The organism is Flavobacterium hydrophilum (assembly GCF_003202405.1).
Taxonomy (GTDB): domain Bacteria; phylum Bacteroidota; class Bacteroidia; order Flavobacteriales; family Flavobacteriaceae; genus Flavobacterium; species Flavobacterium hydrophilum.
Map to the genome: position 1 here is coordinate 317874 of NZ_QJHL01000003.1, position 20988 is coordinate 338861.

Annotated in this window: 18 protein-coding genes; 6 read left to right on the top strand and 12 right to left on the bottom strand. The window is 32.9% G+C overall.

Annotation, left to right across the window (positions count from 1 at the left end; translation table 11 throughout):
* Positions 1 to 28: 28 nt before the first annotated feature.
* The gene (locus DMB68_RS14420; RefSeq protein ID WP_110347376.1) at positions 29 to 721 is read right to left on the bottom strand and encodes an NUDIX hydrolase; all 693 of its coding nucleotides are present in this window, start codon (positions 719 to 721) and stop codon (positions 29 to 31) included.
* Positions 722 to 895: 174 nt separating this feature from the next.
* Positions 896 to 1795: a LysR family transcriptional regulator gene (locus DMB68_RS14425; protein WP_110347377.1), complete on the bottom strand. Its 900-nt coding sequence runs from the start codon at positions 1793 to 1795 to the stop codon at positions 896 to 898.
* An 84-nt stretch (positions 1796 to 1879) separates the two neighbouring features.
* Here DMB68_RS14425 and DMB68_RS14430 point away from each other — a divergent pair, with 84 nt between their 5' ends.
* Entirely contained in the window at positions 1880 to 2644 is a 765-nt protein-coding gene (locus DMB68_RS14430) for a type 1 glutamine amidotransferase domain-containing protein (protein WP_165830145.1), read from the top strand.
* A gap of 4 nt (positions 2645 to 2648) precedes the next feature.
* Positions 2649 to 3806 carry an iron-containing alcohol dehydrogenase gene (locus tag DMB68_RS14435; protein WP_110347378.1) on the top strand — a complete coding sequence of 386 codons (1158 nt, stop codon included), beginning with the start codon at positions 2649 to 2651 and terminating at the stop codon, positions 3804 to 3806.
* Positions 3807 to 4002: 196 nt separating this feature from the next.
* On the opposite strand, the gene DMB68_RS14440 is transcribed toward DMB68_RS14435, so the two are convergent.
* The gene (locus tag DMB68_RS14440; protein WP_110347379.1) at positions 4003 to 6501 is read right to left on the bottom strand and encodes a toxin-antitoxin system YwqK family antitoxin; all 2499 of its coding nucleotides are present in this window, start codon (positions 6499 to 6501) and stop codon (positions 4003 to 4005) included.
* A 190-nt stretch (positions 6502 to 6691) separates the two neighbouring features.
* Between DMB68_RS14440 and DMB68_RS14445 the strand changes: the two genes are divergently transcribed.
* The gene (locus DMB68_RS14445; RefSeq protein ID WP_110347380.1) at positions 6692 to 7687 is read left to right on the top strand and encodes an NAD(P)H-dependent glycerol-3-phosphate dehydrogenase; all 996 of its coding nucleotides are present in this window, start codon (positions 6692 to 6694) and stop codon (positions 7685 to 7687) included.
* 70 nt (positions 7688 to 7757) lie between these two features.
* Here DMB68_RS14445 and DMB68_RS14450 read toward each other — a convergent pair whose 3' ends face one another.
* The 8 genes from DMB68_RS14450 to DMB68_RS14485 all read right to left on the bottom strand — a co-directional run bounded on the left by DMB68_RS14450 (position 7758) and on the right by DMB68_RS14485 (position 17017).
* A complete protein-coding gene (locus tag DMB68_RS14450; protein WP_110347381.1) occupies positions 7758 to 8504 on the bottom strand; it encodes a tetratricopeptide repeat protein in 747 nt (248 codons plus the stop codon).
* A gap of 84 nt (positions 8505 to 8588) precedes the next feature.
* Positions 8589 to 10340, bottom strand: coding sequence for a BatD family protein (locus DMB68_RS14455; protein WP_110347382.1), 1752 nt, complete (start codon positions 10338 to 10340; stop codon positions 8589 to 8591).
* Positions 10341 to 10395: 55 nt separating this feature from the next.
* Positions 10396 to 11175 (bottom strand): tetratricopeptide repeat protein, encoded by a 780-nt coding sequence (locus DMB68_RS14460; RefSeq protein WP_110347383.1) that lies wholly within the window; start codon positions 11173 to 11175, stop codon positions 10396 to 10398.
* 42 nt (positions 11176 to 11217) lie between these two features.
* Entirely contained in the window at positions 11218 to 12252 is a 1035-nt protein-coding gene (locus DMB68_RS14465; protein ID WP_110347384.1) for a VWA domain-containing protein, read from the bottom strand.
* Between the two features lie 50 nt (positions 12253 to 12302).
* Entirely contained in the window at positions 12303 to 13304 is a 1002-nt protein-coding gene (locus tag DMB68_RS14470) for a vWA domain-containing protein (RefSeq protein WP_110347385.1), read from the bottom strand.
* Complete coding sequence (locus DMB68_RS14475; protein ID WP_110347386.1) at positions 13304 to 14938, bottom strand: hypothetical protein; 1635 nt, start codon at positions 14936 to 14938, stop codon at positions 13304 to 13306. Before DMB68_RS14475 ends, DMB68_RS14470 begins: the two co-directional genes overlap by 1 nt.
* Positions 14939 to 15068: 130 nt before the next feature.
* Positions 15069 to 15932 carry a DUF58 domain-containing protein gene (locus tag DMB68_RS14480; RefSeq protein WP_031455109.1) on the bottom strand — a complete coding sequence of 288 codons (864 nt, stop codon included), beginning with the start codon at positions 15930 to 15932 and terminating at the stop codon, positions 15069 to 15071.
* Between the two features lie 80 nt (positions 15933 to 16012).
* Positions 16013 to 17017 (bottom strand): AAA family ATPase, encoded by a 1005-nt coding sequence (locus tag DMB68_RS14485; RefSeq protein ID WP_017497457.1) that lies wholly within the window; start codon positions 17015 to 17017, stop codon positions 16013 to 16015.
* Positions 17018 to 17238: 221 nt separating this feature from the next.
* Between DMB68_RS14485 and DMB68_RS14490 the strand changes: the two genes are divergently transcribed.
* From DMB68_RS14490 to DMB68_RS14500, 3 genes are all read left to right on the top strand, one after another.
* The gene (locus DMB68_RS14490) at positions 17239 to 18111 is read left to right on the top strand and encodes an aldo/keto reductase (protein WP_110347387.1); all 873 of its coding nucleotides are present in this window, start codon (positions 17239 to 17241) and stop codon (positions 18109 to 18111) included.
* A 119-nt stretch (positions 18112 to 18230) separates the two neighbouring features.
* Positions 18231 to 18986 (top strand): SDR family NAD(P)-dependent oxidoreductase, encoded by a 756-nt coding sequence (locus tag DMB68_RS14495; protein WP_110347388.1) that lies wholly within the window; start codon positions 18231 to 18233, stop codon positions 18984 to 18986.
* A gap of 90 nt (positions 18987 to 19076) precedes the next feature.
* On the top strand, positions 19077 to 20216 hold the full coding sequence (locus tag DMB68_RS14500; protein WP_110347389.1) for an ATP-binding protein: 1140 nt from the start codon (positions 19077 to 19079) through the stop codon (positions 20214 to 20216).
* Positions 20217 to 20244: 28 nt separating this feature from the next.
* On the opposite strand, the gene DMB68_RS14505 is transcribed toward DMB68_RS14500, so the two are convergent.
* Positions 20245 to 20988: a DUF3298 and DUF4163 domain-containing protein gene (locus DMB68_RS14505; RefSeq protein ID WP_110347390.1), complete on the bottom strand. Its 744-nt coding sequence runs from the start codon at positions 20986 to 20988 to the stop codon at positions 20245 to 20247.

The window sequence follows — 20988 nt, forward strand, 5'->3', positions numbered from 1 at the left end:
TGAATAAACAATTTATTTTGTGTAAAAATTACGCAAACTTTATTTCGAAGTGAAAACCTTTTTTGATTAAGTCATTGTATTTTAGTTTGTTAAACTTAAAAAGTTTTGCCGGACGTCCGCTTTTTGAGGAGCCAAATTGTTCCGTTTCCTCAATGATTTGAAAGCTTAGTATTTTTTTTCTAAAATTTCGTCTGTCAATTTCTTTCTCTAAAATGGTACAGTATAAGTTTTCAAGTTCAGAAAAAAGGAATTCTTTTGGCAGTAAATCAAAGCCAACCGGTTCATAAGTAAGTTTTGCTTTTAGGCGTTCGATAGCTTTTTTTAGAATGCTATTATGATCAAAAGCTAAGGTTGGAACCTCATTAATTTTGAACCACTGTGCATGCTCGGCATCAGAATCGGCTTTGATGGTTAATTTGGAAGGATCAACAAGGGCAAAATAAGCCACAGAAATCACTCGATTTCTGGGGTCACGATTTACATCATCACCAAAAGTAAAGAGCTGTTCAAAATAAGTAACGGTAACATTCGTTTCTTCTTTTAATTCTCTTTTTACAGCATCCTGCAACGATTCATCATTTTTGACCAAACCGCCTGGCAATGCCCAGTACGATTCCTGTGTGCCAAATTTCTGTTGTATTAAAAGGACATACAATTGATTGTTCTGGTAGCCAAATACAATTGCATCAACAGCTACTCTGATATTTTGAATGTTAGTCATATTCTAAATGCGTAAGATTTACACAAATATAAAGTTTTATATTTCTTACGCTGAGCAATTTAAAGTTTAACTATGAAAAAATTCACAAAAACCAAATTAGCCCTACCACAAATTTAATGGGCAATAGAGAATCAATACTCATCATTTTTGATGATTTTATTGAAGACTATTATGTTAAGTAGATAATGCAATTCTTACCTCATTGGCAATAATGTCAAAAAAGGTTTTCAGATTGTTGTTTTTAGCAGCCAGTAAATAGACATATTCTTCAGGCACGTGAAAACTATTCCAAACCAATTGTAGTTTGTTTTGCTGGATAAATTTTCTCGCATTGCAATTCCATGTTACGGCAACACCGGAATTTTTGGAAAGCATTTCCAGCATTTCATATTCTGACGGAATGATATAATTGGGAACCATAGAAGGTCTTTTTTTGTGGAAAGCATGAAGCCAAAACAATTTTATGTGTGGAATTCTGGCATCATGTGAATACCATTTTTGTTCGTTCAGCCACTGTTCCGCTTCAGTAAAATTATCTGATTTCAGTTTTTGGCGAAATTCAGTAATATCTAAATTCATTGGTCCAACCATCACCAGTTTAATTTTAGCAACCGTTTCCTGAATGGTATCAAACGTATCGTATTTTTTGGAAACAATAGCAAAGTCCAGTTTTTTAGAATCGACTAATGAAAAAAGAGTGTCATCATCGGCAAAAGTAAAATCGATTAAATCAAATTTTGCAATTAAAGCATTACCAACACTACTGAAAAGATGTTTTGAAATTCCCACAGAAATTAACCGGGTTGCATCTTCTGCTTTAGCCCTGAATGTGTTTTCTACATTTTCAAGCCGATCAAGTGCATCTATAATTAAGTTATTCAGTAACTTAGCGTATTCTGTTGGTTCTACGCCTTTAGACTTTCGAATAAATAATTTATTCCCAACATGAGCTTCCAGCATAGAAATTTGCTGACTAACTGCCGGCTGACTCATAAATAATTCCTTAGCAGCGATAGAAAAGTTTCCATTTTTATAAACCGCTTTAAACGTTCTGTACCATTCCAGATTTACCATGATATAGTTTTATTTATAACAAACATAGTTTATTTTATTTTTACAAATATCACATAAGCTGTAAATTTGTTTAAAATTAATCAAATGAACAAAATAGCATTATTTGCGATAATCGCTTTCACAGCAGGTAGCATTTCGACTACTGCTCAAAAATTAAATAAAAAACAGATGAAAAAAGTATTATTTGTGCTTACGAGCCATGACAAATTAGGAGATACAGGTGAGAAAACAGGATTTTGGACAGAAGAATTTGCTGCTCCTTATTATACGCTGATAGATCAGGGCTATATTGTAGAGATTGCAAGTCCTTTGGGTGGTCAGCCGCCAATTGATCCAAAAAGTAATGATCCGGGTGCTGCTACAGAAGACACTAAACGTTTTGATGCGGATTTAGCCTTACAGGAAAAACTAAAACATACACATAAAATTACAGAAGTGAATCAAAAAGATTTTGATGCAGTGTTTTATCCGGGTGGTCACGGACCAATGTGGGATTTGGCTGTAGATCAAAATTCTATTGCTTTAATTGAATCTTTTTACAATCATAAAAAACCAGTAAGTTTTGTTTGTCACGCGCCAGCAGCATTAAAAAATGTAAAAATCGATGGTTCTTATTTAGTAAAAGACAAAAAAGTTACCGGATTTTCAAATACCGAAGAAGAAGGTGTCGGATTGACAAAAGTGGTTCCGTTTTTATTAGAAGATGCTTTGAAAGCCAATGGTGGTGAATATTCAAAAGGAGCTGATTGGGCACCTTATGCAGTAGAAGACGGTTTGTTGATTACAGGTCAAAATCCGGCTTCATCAAAACTGGTAGCTGAAAAATTAATGGCACAATTAAAAAAATAAAAAAATGCTAAACTTTGAATTATACAATCCGACAAATTTAATTTTCGGAAAAGGACAAATTGAAAAACTTTCGACTTTGGTTCCAAAAGATGCTAAAATATTATTGGCTTATGGTGGCGGAAGTATTTTTAAAAACGGAATTCACGAACAGGTAATTAATAACCTAAAAGGTTTCAATATTGTTGAATTTGGAGGCATTGAACCCAATCCGCATTTTGAGACTTTAATGAAAGCGGTAGAAGTGATAAAAGCCGAAAAAATTGATTTTATTCTCGCTGTTGGTGGCGGATCTGTTATTGATGGAGTAAAATTTATTTCGGCAGCGGTTCATTTTGATGGGAATCCGATTGATATTTTACAAAAACGTTTGTTGATTAAAGATAATGCCGTGCCTTTTGGAACCGTTTTGACATTGCCGGCAACGGGAAGCGAAATGAATTCGGGTTCTGTGGTTACGATTAAAGCAACTCAGGAAAAACTCGCTTTTGGTGGAAGTGCCATGTTTCCGAAATTCTCTATTTGTGATCCAACTGTAATTGAATCTTTACCAAAAAGACAAATTCAGAATGGGGTTGTCGATGCTTACACACACGTAATGGAACAATATCTGACGTATCCGCATGAAGGTTTTTTACAAGACCGAATTGCTGAAGGAATTCTACAGACATTAATTGAAGTGGGACCAAAAGTTGTCGAAGATCCAACGGATTATGCTTTGGCTTCCAATTTTATGTGGAGCTGCACAATGGCTTTAAACGGATTAATCCAAAAAGGAGTTCCTTCAGACTGGGCGACACATATGATTGGTCACGAATTAACCGCTTTATACGGAATCGATCACGCAAGAACTCTGGCGATTATTGGCCCAAGTTTGTATAATGTGATGTTTGAAACCAAAAAAGGAAAATTGGCACAATACGGAAGAAGAATCTTCAACTTAACAGGTTCTGATGATGAAGTTGCAAAAGAAGCTATAAATAAAACAGTAGAATTTTTCCATACTATGGGAATGGATACTAAACTTTCTCAATACACAAATGATTATAGCAAAACAGCAGATTTTATCGTAAATCGTTTTGATGAAAGAGGCTGGAAAGGTTTAGGAGAAAAACAACTGGTGACTTTAGATAAAGTAAAATCTATTGTAGAGTTGAGTTATTAAAAGTTCAAATATAAATAACAAAAAAGGCGTTCTTAAAATATTTAGGAACGCCTTTTTAAAATACTAAAACAAAACTAACTAACTCAATTTTTACTAAATTCATTTAAAAATCTAATTTATAATGTGTTACAACGTTAGTTTTTTAAGTTTATTGTGTGATGTATTTTTTTTAAAATAATATCATAGATTTAAGAAATTATTTTAAATCATTGTTCATTTTTTTTTGAACGATTGAATTAATTATTTCAACTTCTTTTCTGATATTTTTTATGTCTATACTTTTCCGTTCTTCCAAAATTTTCCCGTTAAAAAATGATTTTAAATCATAAGAATTGTTTTTGTTTTTCAATATCAATATTCCAATTTCAGGTTTTTTCGATTGATTAAATCTTAATCCTGTTAGATAAGTATCAATATCTCGTTTTCCAACCTTTTCTTCGGCATTTTCTTCTTTCGAAAAATTATCAACTATTGTGTTGAAATTTTCAGTTATTGTTTTTGAAGTATTTATATTAGAGGTAAATATACCATAGAGCATATCTGATTCCTGGCGTTTTTCATTATTCACTATTTTTGAATCTACAAATTTCGCTTCAATTGTATTTTCTGATTCATAATATACAATTGTTCCAAATTCTTCAGGGATATTATTAAGGTCTAATGATGATTCTGAGACTATCACTTCATCCTCAATAATCAATTTGTATATAATTTTATTTCCTGCCTTCTCACTAACAATTTTTCCTTTTTTTTCTTTATTTAAATCAGTAATTTCAATGCTATTATTTTTTAACTCAAAGTGAAAACGATTAAAATAATGCACCGCAAAAATATCAAAATCAAAACTTTCTAAAATACCGTTTTTCCAATACTTAGATAAAAATTGACGGTTAAGTTTTATATATTCCACACCATCTACTATTTTTCCGTTCTTATAGATTGATTTTATATTATAATTTTGATGTTGGTAGTTATCAAGATTCTCCAAATAATTATTAGAGTACTGATATTTTTTAATTCCGTTCTCGTAATAGTCTACATAGTTGAATTCGCGTAAATCTGCAGAAAAATATCCTGAATAGGGCTTCTCATTTTTATAAATTCCTTCATATGATTCCTGAATATTCTCTGTAATTGAAAAAGAATGATCAACAATTTTTGTGAGTTTTCCATTGGTAAAATATTTAGATTTTAAAATATCACTTTCTTCTGTTCTGTCATATTTGCTTTTATAAAAAATCTCTTGGGTAATTTCTCCTTTTCTATATATTGTAGCAGTTTCAGATGAAACTAATTTTCCCTCATAAGGCAAATCGTTTTTGTATTCCAGCTTTGCAATTATTATTTTATCTTCATAAAAAACAGTTTCCCCATTTAATACGCCATTTAAGCAAGTGTAAGTTTTAATAATGTTATCGATATAATAATTGAAAACTTTTTGGATGCCGTTTTTCTTAAAATTCACAAGATTAATCAACTCATGATAATCTTCTTGCTTTTTCTCAATAAAAGTCCCGTTAAATGCTCTGTCATTTTTGTAAATTCCTTTAGCAACAATGCTGTCTTTGTCAGTTTTTACGATTGCTTCTCCTTCTTTTAATCCTTTTATATAACTTTGGTTAACCATAAAAATTCCGGAAATATTTTCATCAAAATTACCTTCAAAGGGTTCTCCATTTTTGTATGTACGTTTTTTTGTGATTACTTCATTTTCATTATATACTATTTGATCACCTACTCTTTCACCATTACTGTATTTAGTAATTTCCAAAATTTTACCGTTTGGATAATACTTTATTTCTTCTCCGGCTTTTTGTTTTCCTTTATAATCTGTCTTTGATTTAACAGCTACTGCAAATTTATTTTGAACATAGTATTCATAAACAGCACCATTTGAAATGTCATTGCGATATTCTTCAAAATCATTTTTTTCTATTGTTTGCAGAATTTTACCAGTTACATCATAATTCACTTGTTTTATTGGGTGTGGAGAATAATCCCCAACTTCATACCAGGTTTCTTCCGCTAATTGTTTAGAGTTGATCCAGAATATTTTTTTCTTAATTATTTTTTTTACAATTTGTTTTTTAGGGACGGCTGAAGCTTCTACAGGAGCATCTATTGTTTGTATTTGTGGTGACGCTACTATTAGGGGTTCATCACTCACCTCAATGACAGTTTCTTTTTCTGATTCATTTTGTCTGTAATTGTCCCAGTTTATAACCTCTTCAAAATCTCCTTCTATTGGTTGCCCTTTGCTATATTTTCCTTTCATCAAAACTGTTCCATCTTGATGATATATAATTGTCAGGCCATCTCTTTTACCATCTTTATATTGAATAGTTTTATGCTTTTTTCCATTAGGATAATAGTAAGTTAAGGAGGGTACAGAATAATTATAGAATTGATAGGCAGATGAATCAAAACCGTTTTCATCATACCAAACGATATCTCCCACATAACTATTTTCATCATTTTGTAAAGAGTAACCCTGAAACTGAGGCGTTTTATTCATGTAAAAGTCTTCAATTAAATTCAAGTTACCGATTCTTTTAAAAGGCATAATTCTATAAAAAGAGGCTTTTTCCTTTGAAGTTTTTTTCCAATCCTGATCAAAATAATCGGGTTGTGTGTTTTGTGAGAATGAAAGTGCAGTAGTAAGAATACAAATAAATGTGTAAATTTTAAGGGTCATATTGAAAGAAATTTCTTCAAAAATAACTTTTTTTATATTGTTTCTACGAAAATTAATAAATAAGTTGAAAATTCTTTATTTCCTGAATTTCTTTAAAATATCTCATTGTAGTAGTTTAAAAAAAATCTTAAACTACATTTTGTGATATTACTGCATTATTAAGTACTTTTGCTTTAAATTAATTAAAATAATGAGCCAAAATTTAAAATTTGCAGTAATTGGAGGAGGGAGCTGGGCAACTGCAATTGCAAAAATGTTATGTGTGAATCTTCCTGAAATTTCGTGGTATATGCGAAATGATGCAGCAATAGAACACATTCAAAAATACAAGCATAATCCAAATTATTTAAGTTCCGTTGAATTTGATACTACAAAGCTTAAATTAACCAACAATATAAACGAAGCAATTGAATATGCAGATTACTTGATTTTTGCTATTCCTTCGGCTTTTTTAAGTGCAGAATTAGAGCCGTTAACGGTTTCTCTGGAAAATAAAATTATCTTTTCGGCTATTAAAGGAATTGTTCCTGAAACAAGCCTGATTGTTGGGGAACATTTTCATATTCAATACGATATTCCGTATTATAATATTGGCGTTATTACTGGTCCTTGTCACGCTGAAGAAGTAGCTTTGGAAAGGCTTTCTTATTTAACTATTGCCTGCGGTGATCCTGATAAAGCCTGTACAGTTGCCAAAATATTATCGAGTAATTATATCAAAGCTAAAATTTCGGACGATATTATCGGAACCGAATATGCAGCAATGCTGAAAAATATTTATGCTATTGCTGCCGGAATTGCGCATGGTTTAGGATATGGTGATAATTTTCAGTCTGTAATGATGAGTAACGGAATCCGGGAAATGCGAAAATTTATCAAGAAAGTGCATAAAATGAAACGCGACATCAATGACTCTGCTTATTTAGGCGACTTATTAGTTACAGGATATTCGGTATTTTCAAGAAACAGAATGTTCGGTAATATGATCGGAAAAGGCTATACAGTAAAAAGTGCTATGATGGAAATGAGTATGGTTGCTGAAGGGTATTATGCAACTAAAAGTGCTTATAAATTAAATCAGGGTTATGGAGCAAAAACACCTATTATTGATGCGGTTTACGCTGTATTGTATGAAGGTAAAAATGCCAAAACAGTTTTCAAAAAACTAACAGAATCTTTAGATTAGAGAATTCAATCACATAAAAAAAAGTCCGTTTCTGAATTTAGAAACGGACTTTTTTTTATGAAATAATTTACTATTTAACTTCCCTGATAGCAGAAGCATCGATCCAGCCTTCTGTACCATCTGTCAATTCAATTTTTTTCCAGTTTTCCAAAGCTTCTTTTACATAAACTTTAGCCCCTTCATGTAATAGGAAAATGCTCGATCCTGCTTTTTGAGGTTCGCTTCGTACCTCTGTCATTTCGGCAAAAACTATCGCAGGACGATCATTATTATAGTGATCTTTTTCAGTTATTCCTGCAGAGGCACTTAATACCAAAGCAAACAACAAAATAAACATTCCTATAAAATAAATCCTTTTCGAAAGTGTAAGCTGTGAAAAATAATAGCCAATAAAACTCAGTAAAAAAGCAAATGCAATTCCTACCGAAATCCAGGCCCAGATATTATAATTAAAAATACCGGTAAAATTTTGAATGAGTTTTGCAAAACCAACCTTCGGAACTTCCTTAATTTCGTCAATGGTTAGTTTTTTGGCAAATTTCAGATTGTTTAAAGTTTCGGGATCATGTGGTTTCAGAACAAGAGCCTTTTCATAATTATAAATCGAAAGCGCTACTTTATTAAGCTTGTAATAACAATTTCCTAAGTTAAAATATAACTCTGCTGAGTGTTGTTTATCTTCCTTGATAATGCTTTCATAAGTTTGGGCCGCCTGTTGATATTGTCCCTTTTGGTACAAGGCATTTCCCTTTTCAAAGCTGTTTTGAGCAAAGAAAACCTGAGAGATTAATAAAAAGAGATATAGTATGTTTTTCATTTTTCTATTTGTAATATTTTCAACTTTGCGAACTTTAATTCAGCGAAAGCTAAATCAATTCTTAGCGAACGTTGCGGTTAAAAACTAAACAATTTGTTTTTCTAATTCTGAAATAATTAAAACAGCTTTGTCATAATCCTGCTGAATTGAAGCGCCTGATGCAGGTGCATATCTTGCAAACTCGCAGTTTTCAGTTAAATTAATAAAGCTTTGAACAGTTTCCGGATTTGCATTTCTGGATAACAATAATTCACGGATGTTGTCTTTGCTCATTTCTGAAGTTTCAATATGCAATTTAGCTTTCAGGAAATTATGCATTGCTTTTTCCAATGCAATATAAAATGGCTCTTTATTGTTAAGCTGTTTTTTTGCTTCAGATAAATATTTCTTCGCAAGCTTATTATTCATCTTAATTCTATTACCGGTAACATCGCTGTCAATTGCTTCTTTTTTCTTCTTAGCAATCACAATAATCGGTAAAATCACGAAAGGCAATAACAATAAACTATAATACAAATCAGATCCGTAAAAATCATCTTTTGCTGTCGAAACTAAAATAGTTTTTGGCTTGATATATTTAAATTGTTCGGATTTGGTAATCACATTTTTTGATGTATTTGATGCTACAGCCTGAGTTTGCATTGGTCCGTCTAAAACATCAATCATAATTTCAGGAGAAGTTATAGTTTTATAACTGCCTGAATTCAAATCAAAATACGAAAATTCCATTGGCTTTATAGCATATTTGCCTTTGTATTGTGGAATAATTGTATACTTGTCCGAAATTTTTCCTGACATTCCTGCAAGTGATGTATTCACTTTTTCGTCATGAACAGGATCATACATTTCTAATGCATTTGGCACAACAGGTTTAGGTAAAGTAAATAATTTCATGTTTCCTGTACCTGTAGCACTAACAATCAAATCAAGACTCTCCCCATTTTTTAAGGAAGTTTTCGAAGGGATAACTTTAAAATCAAATTTACCAACAGCTCCTGTAAAACCAATAGGTTTATTTGCCTCTGGAAGTGCTCTGACGTTAATGGTTTTGGCACCTGCAGAAACTGTTTTGTTTCCTTCGGTAATAATCATCTGGCCAAACATATCACGGCGGTTTGTTGGAAGCTGAACGCCTATGTCTAAAGAAAGGGGTTCAATAGTAAGTTTTCCTGATTTTTGAGGGTATAAAATCGTTTTTTTAAGGACAACAAAATAAGAGCGTTCGCCTTTATACATTCCTTCTTCTATATGAAGTTGTTTGATATCAATGTTCTGATTCCAAAAATCTTTGTATTTAGGTTTAGCCAATTCTTTAAAACCTGTTACCCCAATATTGTAGAAATATAATTTATAAACGACTGTAATAGGTTCATTTATATATGGATTTGTTTTTGAAATTTCTGCTACCAGATTTAATGTTTCATTTCCGTATCCTTGCTGCTGTTGTTGCGAATTAGGATCTCTTTCCTGAGCAACGGCATTGGTAACAATTATTTTGATAGGAGATGTTTTGTAAACCTGACCATTGTATTCAATTGCGGCTTGTTTGATGATAAGCGTACCTTTTTGATTAGGGAGCAAATAATAAGAATAAATTTTCTGAAATGAACTTCTTCCATTTACCCAGGACTGACTTATCTGCTGGCTTGGACCGGCTACAATTCTGAAACCCTCAAAAGTAGGCTGTTCGAAATTATCTCCATCAACATTCATGATAAAGTCAATTCGAAGTCTTTCGTTAACTCCAAGTGTATTCTTGCTTACTCTGGCTTCAAATTGAACCTGAGCCATAAGCCCCTGAAAAGTGAATAGTAATAGAATTAAATATCTTTTCATTTAATGTTTAGTCGTTGTTTTGTTTAACTGTTTGCTTTGATTGATTAAACTTATTTTACCAGTCTTTTTCTGCTTTTTTAGGACTTCCTTTTACTTTTTGTGCATTTACTTTATCCTGAATTTTCTTTTCTTCATTATTTACCGCATCTAATAAATTCTGAACTCGATCTTTTGAAATTCCTCCGGGCATCGGTTTTGGCTCTCCGTTATTATTGGATTTATCATCTTTTTTCGGATCGTTTTTACCATCTTTTTTGTCCTTGTCCTTATCGCCTTTGTCGTCTTTCTTTTGATCGTCTTTGCCGTCTTTTTTATCTTTATCCTTATTGTCGCCGTCTTTTTTCTGGTCGTCTTTTTTGTCGTTCTTTTTATCCTTGTCCTTATCTTTGTTCTTATCGTTTTTAGGAGGATTCTCTTTTAATTTTTGTTTTGCATATGCATAATTATAGCGTGTCTCATCATCAGTAGGATCATTACGCAAAGCATTTTTATAAGCTTCAACAGCCTGAGAATAGTCTTTCTCTTTCATGAAAACGTTACCTAAATTATGAAAAGCCTTGTGCTTTTCAGGTCTGGTTTTTGCATTTTTGATCGCTTTTGCATAAGCATATTTTGCCTCAGATGCCTGATTTTGTTTATAAATCGTATTTCCTAAATTGTAGGAAGCAGCAGCTTTGTCAGGGAATTTTGACTGTGATATTCTATAATTTGCTTCAGCATCAACAAATTTATTCTGCTTATATTCTTCATTGGCTTCTGGCAATGTTTTGTCTTTTTCCTGTGCAGAAACTGCTAAAGAAAAGGTTAGTAAAATATAAAGAAGTAAATTTTTCATTCTGTTTTTTTATTTTTTGTTCAGAATTTTATCTCTGAACAATTATTTCTTTTCGTTAAATAAATTCAACTCGTTTATCCAGTTTGTTTTTCTTTCCAATAGAAAGATATCCAGAAATAATAGTAAGAAGGCAAAGCCTAAAAACCATTGAAATTGAGATTGAAAATCGGCCATTTGTGTAGCTTCAAATTCTGTTTTCTGAATATTGTTCAATGCGTTTTTTACATATTCCAGCACTTCTTTTGTGCTTCCTCCGTAAACATATCCGCCTTTGGTTGCCTTTGCAATCGATTTTAACCCTTCCTGGTTTAGTTTTGTAATAACGGTTTCACCATTATTATCTTTTTGATAGCTTCTTACAACACCGTTTTCTTTTAGCGGAATAGTTCCTCCCTGTTCAGTCCCAATACCAATGGTAATGATTTTCATTCCAAATTTATTGGCTTCTTCAGCTGCGATTTCAGCTCCTTCAGAATGGTCTTCACCATCAGAAATTAAAATCAGCAGTTTACTGGTTTTGCTTTTTTCATCAAAATAAGTTGATGATAATCTGATTGCTTCATCCAGTGAAGTCCCTTGTGAAGAAACCATTCCGGGATTCATACTTTGCAGGAACATTTTGGCTACGCTGTAATCTGTTGTAATTGGTAAAACCGGAAAAGCACTTCCTGCATAGGCTACAATCCCAATTCTGTCACTTCCTAAATTATTGATGATTTGCGAAACCAATTGCTTGCTTTTTTCTAAACGGCTTGGTGCCACATCTTCTGCGAGCATACTTTTCGAAACGTCAACAGCAAAAACGATATCAATTCCTTCACGTTTAACTGTTTCCATTTTGGTTCCAATCTTGGGATTGACTAAACCTATAATCAAACAGGCCAGTGCCAAAAGAAACAATACTAATTTTAAAACAGGTTTAAAAACAGAACGTTCAGGGCTTAGTCTTTTTACCATTTCCAAATCACCAAATTCACGTTGTTTTTTTCTTTTCCAATACATGTTAAAAAGAAAAACACATACTACAATCGGGATGAGAAATAATAGATATAAATATTTTTTTTCGTCTAATTCCATTTTAAATTTTAGATTTCTGAATTCAGATTTTAGATTTTATAACCTAAAAATTAAATAAAGCTCCTGTAAACTGTATTTCTTAAACCAACTTCTAACAATAATAAAATCCCTGAGAGCAATACAAAAAACCTGTATTTTTCATCGTAGTCATAGAATTTTAATTCCTGAATTTCTGTGGTTTCTAATTTGTTGATTGAATTGTATATTTCTGCTAACTTATCATTGCTGGTAGCTCTGAAATAAGTTCCATCGGTTTTTCTGGCAATACTTTTAAGTAATTGTTCGTCAATTTCAACTTTTTGCATTTTGAATAAAAATCCGCCATTTGGAGCGTATGCATACGGGAATTCGGCCATTCCGTTAGTTCCAATTCCAATAGTATATACTTTTATTCCGTATTGTTTTGCAATGTCCGATGCTGTTTCCGGTTCGATGAATCCGGCATTATTAACACCATCTGTAAGCAGAATAATAACCCTGCTTTTTGCTTTACTGTCTTTAAGACGGTTTACGGCAGTTGCAAGACCCATTCCAATTCCGGTTCCATCCTGTAATACGTTATCGTATTTAATTTCTTTAATAGCTTCTAAAATAATGGGCTTATCGCTTGTCACAGGAGTTTTTGTATAAGCTTCAGAAGCATATAAAACCAGTCCGATTCTGTCATTTGGTCTTTCATTAACAAAATCAGCTGCAACCCTTTTCAAAGCTTCCATGCGGTTTGGCTTTAAATCTTTAGCCAGCATACTTCCAGAAACGTCTATTGCCATTACAATATCAATTCCTTTAGTGGTTTTCGTCTGATTGCTTATATCAACTGTTCTTGGTCTTGCTAATGCAACTATTAAAGAACATAATGCAATAATCCTGAAGATATATAAGCAAGGTTTTAATTTTGTCAAAAGAGATTCAGAGTTTTTAAAACCCTGCGTTGAACTCATTTTTAATGTAGCCGATTGTTGGTTACGTTTCCAGAAAAACCATCCAATTGCAATTGGGATTAATAAAAAAAGCCAAAAGAATTCCGGATTTAAAAAAGTTATTTTTTCCATTAGTTTCCTGCTTTTTTAAGTTCAACAGAATTTAAAATCCTGTCCGAAATATCATTAGCATACGTATCTCCTTCTTCATGAAATATACCAATTTGCTGTAACCCGCCATCTTGTTTAAACATCAGGACTTCGTAATAAATTTTAGTGCTCGAATTCAGGTTGTCGTTGATGAGAGTGAAGGTACCATAGCCTTTTATCCCAGTGATTCCTTCTTTTGTTTCAAAATCTTCCTGTTTAACAATCATATTTTTAGCGCCTTGGGACTCGATTATTTTTAAATTACCTTCTAATGCTTTTGCTAAATCAATGTCTGTTGGGGTTTTAAATTTCGCTGTAGAAACGGTAATGTAAAAGTTATCCAGTAAACTTCCATAGCCAAAAAGCTGCATTTCTTTGATTAATGCCATTGCTTCTTTAGGCAAGACTTTTTGCGTATCAAGTCGCTGTAAAACCTTTGGAGTTTCTACTAAAACACCCGGGTTTCCATACTCACTTTTGACCCATTCCCCTTCGAGTAATTCTTTGGTTGGATGTCCAATTAAATTATCTTTTACGTAGTTGAAACCTTTAGTGACAACAAAATAAGTAGTTGTGGCGGTAAGTAAAAAAACAACTGCAGCAACCGAAAGTATAATTCGTTTGTTTCTTTTTTTCTTTAACAGAAGCTGAATTTGCTTTTGTTTTTGTGCTTCATTTAATAATTGATCTTCTTGTTCAGCTGGAACTTCTGTTGGAATAGCATTGTCAAGCGTTAAAATTGCTTTCTGAATTTTATTTCTGTCTTCAGTAATTTCAAATTCTAAGGGTTTTGACTTTGCAAATTTTACCAAATCCGCCTGTCTCAAAACTCTTTCAAGGTTTTCAACAGTTTCAGGAGTCAGGCTCATTTTCTTTTTGGCAGAAGCCGTTTTAAGCCCCTGGATTAATTCAGAAGTTGTACTTTCCATTGCCGGTATCTGAATTGCTTCTTCGATATAATTTCGGGCAATATCGGTCAGTTCACTGTAATATTCTTTTATTTCGCCTTTTTGCCAAAGTTCTTTTTTCTCCAGAACATTTAATAAGCTGGTCGCTTTTTCGATAGGTGTTTTATAAACTTCCTCTTCAATTTTTTTCTTCTGGTGTTTTTTGATGTACCAATAAACAAAAGCACCAATTGCCAGAATAATTACACCAATTAAAAGATAAATCCACCAGCCACCAACACCATTTTCTACAGTAGAAATGTCTTTTATGTCGTACATTTTTTGTTGTAGAGTATCGACTTTTATATTGTTTATTTCAACTGAAACAGGATCACTTAAATGTGGTTTTTTATCAATTAAGATTTTTACGCCCGGAATAACATATCTTCCCGAATCAAATTGTGTCAGACCATATTTTTTAATCAATTCGTATGTGTCGTCTTTCTTAACAGTGTCAACAGGATACGATTGGATTACTTCTAAAGCACCAATGTTTTTCAAATTTGGAAAAACAACTTTAGATTTTGAGCTGACTACCGTTTTAAGCGTGAGCTTAAACTCGGCACCAATTTTATTTTTTGTAGTATCAATACTCGTTTCAATCTGCTTGTTTTGTGCAAAAACAGCTGAAGAAAGTAAAAATAGAAATATGTAAAATTTTAATTTCATTTGATTTTTTGATTTCAGATTTTAGTCTAAAATGAATGCTTAAAACAGATTCAGCTTAAGCGATTTTATTTATAATTATTCTTCAAATTAATCTAATATTCTAACAATCTAAGATGTCTGATAATCTAAATTATCTCGATTTAAAATATCCCAGTAATTTAGTCACGTAATTCTCATCAACCCTTGTGTTTACTACGCCAGCTCCGGATTTACTAAAAATATCTTTGAAATAATTTACGCGTTCCTGATAATGTTTTTCATAATTCATTCGAACCTTTTTCGAACCCGTATCAACCAGCTGAGTTTTTCCGGTTTCAGCATCAAGCATCGTTACCATTCCTAAATTTGGTATTTTTTCTTCACGGATATCATAAACACGAACACCAGTAATGTCATGTTTTTTAGAAGCAATTTTTAAAGTGTGCTCATAATTTTCAGACATGAAATCTGAAATCATAAAAACAATTGCTTTCTTTTTTTGTGTTCCTGAAAGAAATTTTAAAGCTTGGGCGATATCTGTTTTTTGGCTTTTTGGTTCAAATTCGATCAATTCACGAATGATTCTCAAAACATGCGAGCGGCCTTTTTTTGGTGGAATATACAATTCGACATTGTCAGAAAATAAAATCAATCCAATCTTGTCGTTATTTTGTGTAGCCGAAAAAGCCATCGTTGCCGCAATTTCGGTTACGATGTCTTTTTTAAACTGACTTTTTGAGCCAAAACCTTCAGAACCCGAAATATCCACCATTAAAACCATGGTCAGTTCGCGTTCTTCTTCAAAAACTTTTACGTGAGCTTCGTTATAACGTGCCGTTACATTCCAGTCGATGTTACGAATATCATCGCCATATTGGTATTGACGTACTTCGCTAAAAGTCATCCCGCGTCCTTTAAATGAAGAATGGTACTCTCCCGAAAAGATATGATTGCTCAGTCTTTTGGTTTTGATTTCTATTTTCCGTACTTTTTTTAAAAGCTCTTTTGTATCCATTTTATTTGTTTAAAGTTTAAAAGTTTCAAGTTTCAGGTTGTTATAAAGCAAACCTGAAACTTAAAACATTAAACAAATTTTTAAGGTACTTCAATCTCGTTTACGATTTTGTTGATAATGTCTACAGAAGTAATGTTTTCAGCTTCAGCCTCGTACGTGATACCAACTCTGTGACGTAAAACATCATGTACAACAGCACGAACATCTTCCGGAATAACATATCCGCGACGTTTGATAAAAGCGTAACATTTTGCTGCATTGGCTAAATTGATACTTCCACGTGGAGATGCTCCAAAACTGATAAGCGGTTTTAAGTCGGCTAATTTATATTTCTCAGGGTAACGAGTAGCAAAGATGATATCTAAGATATATTTTTCGATTTTTTCATCCATATAAACTTCACGAACAGCTTCCTGCGCACGCAGAATTTGTTCTACAGAAACCACCGGATTAACTTTTTCGTAACTTCCTTTTAGGTTTTGACGAATTACAAAACGCTCTTCGTCAATTTTTGGATAATCAATTACGGTTTTAAGCATGAAACGGTCAACTTGCGCTTCTGGTAATTGGTATGTTCCTTCCTGCTCAACAGGGTTTTGTGTTGCCAATACTAAAAACGGACGGTCTAATTTGAAAGTCGTATCGCCAATCGTAACTTGTTTTTCCTGCATCGCCTCCAAAAGTGCAGACTGAACTTTAGCAGGAGCACGGTTAATCTCATCGGCAAGTACGAAGTTGGCAAAAATTGGCCCTTTTTTAATAGAAAATTCGTTTGCTTTGATGTTGTAAATCATCGTTCCGATAACATCGGCAGGCAATAAATCCGGTGTAAACTGGATTCGGCTGAAAGAACCTTGTACTGCCTGAGACAGTGTATTTATTGCTAAAGTTTTAGCCAGTCCCGGAACTCCTTCGAGTAAAATATGCCCTTGTCCTAAAAGCCCGATTAATAAACGCTCGACCATATGTTTCTGGCCCACAATAACTTTGTTCATTTCCATTGTAAGAAGGTCTATAAAAGCACTTTCTCTTTCAATTTTTTCATTTATCGCTCTAATGTCTAAAGTCGTTGTATTTTCTTCCATATAAATGTTTTTAAACCTTTTTAAAACGTTGATTTTTATGCCTAACTTTTGAGAGTGCAAATTGAATATTTTTTGAGAAGTAAGATGTTAAAAAATGGTTAAAACTTCTACCAATGCACTAATTTTAAGGACGAATTGTGATTCTATTTTTATATTTTTAAGAACTTTGATGATTATGCTTTATAAACACATAATAATCATTGAAATTAATATAATAAACCATGAGCAAAACTTTATTATCACCTGTAATTTCAGGCATTAGGAATTGGGGTGTTTGGGATAAAAATCTTACATCAAAAGAAATGGAAAGCATGATACAGCTTTGTATCGAAAACAAAATTACCACTTTTGACCATGCTGATATTTACGGTGATTATACCACCGAAGCAGATTTTGGAAAGGCACTTCAGAACAGTAAAATTTCGCGCGAAAAATTGCAGTTAATTACCAAATGCGGTATTCAGATGGTTACTGAAAACCGCAATAATAAAATCAGGTATTATGAACTTTCTAAAGAACATATTATCTGGTCTGCAGAAGAATCCCTGAAGAAATTAAAAACAGATTATATTGATGTTTTTTTACTGCAAAGACCAAGTCCGTTGATGCAGGCTGATGAAATTGCCGAAGCAGTTGAAAAACTAAAATCAGAAGGAAAAATTATTGATTTTGGAGTTGGAAATTTCAGCAATTCGCAAGTTGAATTAATTCGTCAGAAAACAGAGGTTAGTTATCATTCGGTACAATTTTCGGCTACGAATTTTGAACCGATGACTGACGGAACTTTTGATTATGCGCAAATATACGGAATCCGACCATTGGCATGGAACCCACTTGGAACTGTTTTTAGAGAAGACTCTAAACAAACTCGCCGCCTTAAAAAATTACTTTCGACATTAGTAGAAAAGTATCATTTAGGCTCTGATACACTTTTATTAGCATGGATTTTAAAACATCCTGCAAAAGTAATTCCGGTTGCAGGAACTGTAAATGTTGCCAGAATCCAATCCTTGATGAAGGCAGTAGAACTGGAAATGGATAAGGAAGACTGGTTTGCAATCTGGACAGAAAGCAGGGGAGAAGAATTGCTTTAAAATGATTGGTTTCCGATTATAAATTTTAAATCCGCTTTAAGCAAAAAAATAGCTGCTACAGATTCTGTGGATTTTCAGTTGATGAAATCTTTTAATTTTTGGCAAACATAATAAACAGAATGAAAAAAACAGTTTTAATTACCGGCGCTACAAGCGGAATTGGTAAAGCAACCGCTCAAATATTTGCACGAAATCACTATAAAATTATTATTTGCGGAAGACGAAAAGACCGTCTGGCTGAACTCGAAAAAGAACTTTCAGAATATACAGAAGTACATTCTTTGTCTTTTGATGTCAGGGATAAAAATGCCGTTTTCGAAAGTATAAATTCATTACCGGAATATTTTTCGGAAATTGACGTTTTAATTAATAATGCCGGGAATGCACATGGTCTGGATCCAATTCAGAATGGTGATATTGATGATTGGGATGCCATGATTGATATCAATGTAAAAGGACTTTTATATGTTTCGAAAGTTGTTATTCCGCAAATGACTGAAAGAAAATCGGGCCATATTATCAACATTGGTTCAACTGCAGGGAAAGAGGTTTATCCTAACGGAAACGTTTATTGTGGATCAAAACATGCAGTTGACGCTATCACTCAGGGAATGCGAATCGATTTGAATCCATTTGGTGTAAAAGTAAGCGGAATTCATCCGGGTCTGGTTGAAACAGAATTTAGCGAGGTACGTTTTAAAGGTGATACAGAAAGAGCTTCAAATGTTTATAAAGGTTTTGACCCTCTTAAGGCAGAAGATATAGCCGATATTATTCATTTTGTAGTTTCAAGACCGTATCATGTTAATATTGCCGATTTGATTGTCATGTCTACAGCACAGGCTTCGTCGACAATAGTTAAAAAGACATTATAGATCTTAGGAAATTAGACTTCTTAGATGATATTAGTCTAAGAAGTCTTAGTCTAAGAAGTCTAAAATCAAAAAATCTAAGAAGTCTAAAACATGATCAATAAACGCCTTTTAATAAAAAACCTGCTCGCTCATAATGACGAGAGCAGCTTTTATGACAAAAAAAGGCAGCTGAATTTGCACTCACGCGAAGGAAAAGCAAAGTTTTTGAAGCACATTTGTGCATTGTCAAATTCAAACCCAACCAATAATTCTTATATTGTTGTTGGTGTCGAAGATCAGGATAACGAAATTGTGGGTGATGATTTTTTTGATGATAGCCGGATCCAGAATCTGGTCAATGCTTTTTTAGAAAATCCACCAAAGATTCAGTATGAAAATGTGCCATTCCCCAATCTTCCAAAAGATAAAGTGATTGGGCTGGTGACAATTAAACCTAAAAGTCAGATTTCCTTTTTCAAAAAAGGAATTCATACTATTCTGTCCAATAGCGTTTTTGTCAGGCGTGGAAGTAATTCAATACCTGTTGAAGGTGAAATCGAAAAGAATTATCAAAATACCGAAACAGTAATTGGTATCGAAAATAGTTCCCGAAACAGTATTCAATATACACTCGACGGTGTAATTGATTTCATGAATTTCAGGCATAAAGATATGTCGCCAAAATATCGTGTTTTTAAAGAATTGTTTGTGATTTGCTGGGCAGGAGTACCAAAGAAATCAAGAGATAAAACCTTTCTTTCCCGTGTAGATATTGAATTAATTAACGAACAAATTAAACTTTTCTATTCGGCTCAGGATGTTGTTACGATTGTTTATGATGATGATACTTTTACTATAACCGAATATGTGCCTCTGGGATTAAATGATAAAACAAGTTATTATCCTTTAGAAAAACAGATGATACATTTTTTTGATAACGGTTATTATAAAATCGACAGACAAATGCTTTTTCAGCCTCCGGAATTCAACAAGCGAATGCTGTTTCATATTTACAATTCGAATATTGCCTTACTTCAAAAATTGCAAAAAGGGATAGCTTTGTCAGAGCGTGAATTAAAAGATTTAGAAAACCTGCCGTCTACTTTTATGATTTGTTATTTGAATGGTTTTGATGATGCCAAACAAAAATTGATAGACTCCAAATTACTTTTGAAACCTTTTGGGCAGGTATATTTATCTTTTAAGGAAGCTTTAAGGGTTTTACGAAAGATGAAATATGATTTGCAGTAGAGATGTACTTGCAGTGCATCTGATTCAATTATTGATATTTCAAATATTTACTGACTTTTTCATACGGAAATAAAAGTTCTTTCGGACCATCTGCATAAGAAGCAGCTTCATAAGAGTTGTAATATAAAAGAAGACCTTCCTGGGTATAAAATATATTCTGTGGCAGCTGAAATTTATCGTTCTCAAACATCAAACCTGTTGCGTTTATATTGGCTTTGGCCGGAATATTATATTTGCTTCTGAATTCTTTTTCAGCGTAAACTTTAAATTCTTTCTCGTTCTTAAACAATTCATCATTAAAAATCGCTTTTCCTGTATTTGGGTTAAATATAAGGGAACGAAAACCCTGGTATCCGTGAGCGCCACCTGTAAAAGTATAATGATCCAGTTTAATGTTTAAAATCTGATCCGATTGATATTCAACATTTCCTTTCACTTTAGCTTCCCATCCAAATGTTTCGGTTGGGAATTTTTTGTACATTTCTTCATAGGATGAAATAAAGGAATCAGTAAGGCTATCGTAGTCTTTTGCTTCTAAAGGTTCTTCGCCAAAATAAACGATTTCTTTTATAACGCTTAATAATTTTTTATTGATGCTGTCTGCAACTATAGGGATGTTTTTTGCAACCGGTACATCGATTGTGATTTTTGGACAATTATTTTTGCACGGAATTTTTGATTCTTTTTGAAAAGCCTCGTTTTCAATGGATAAACTTTTAGTGCAGGAAGAAAGTAATATAAGAATCACCAAAGGAAGAGTGAAGTGTTTCAT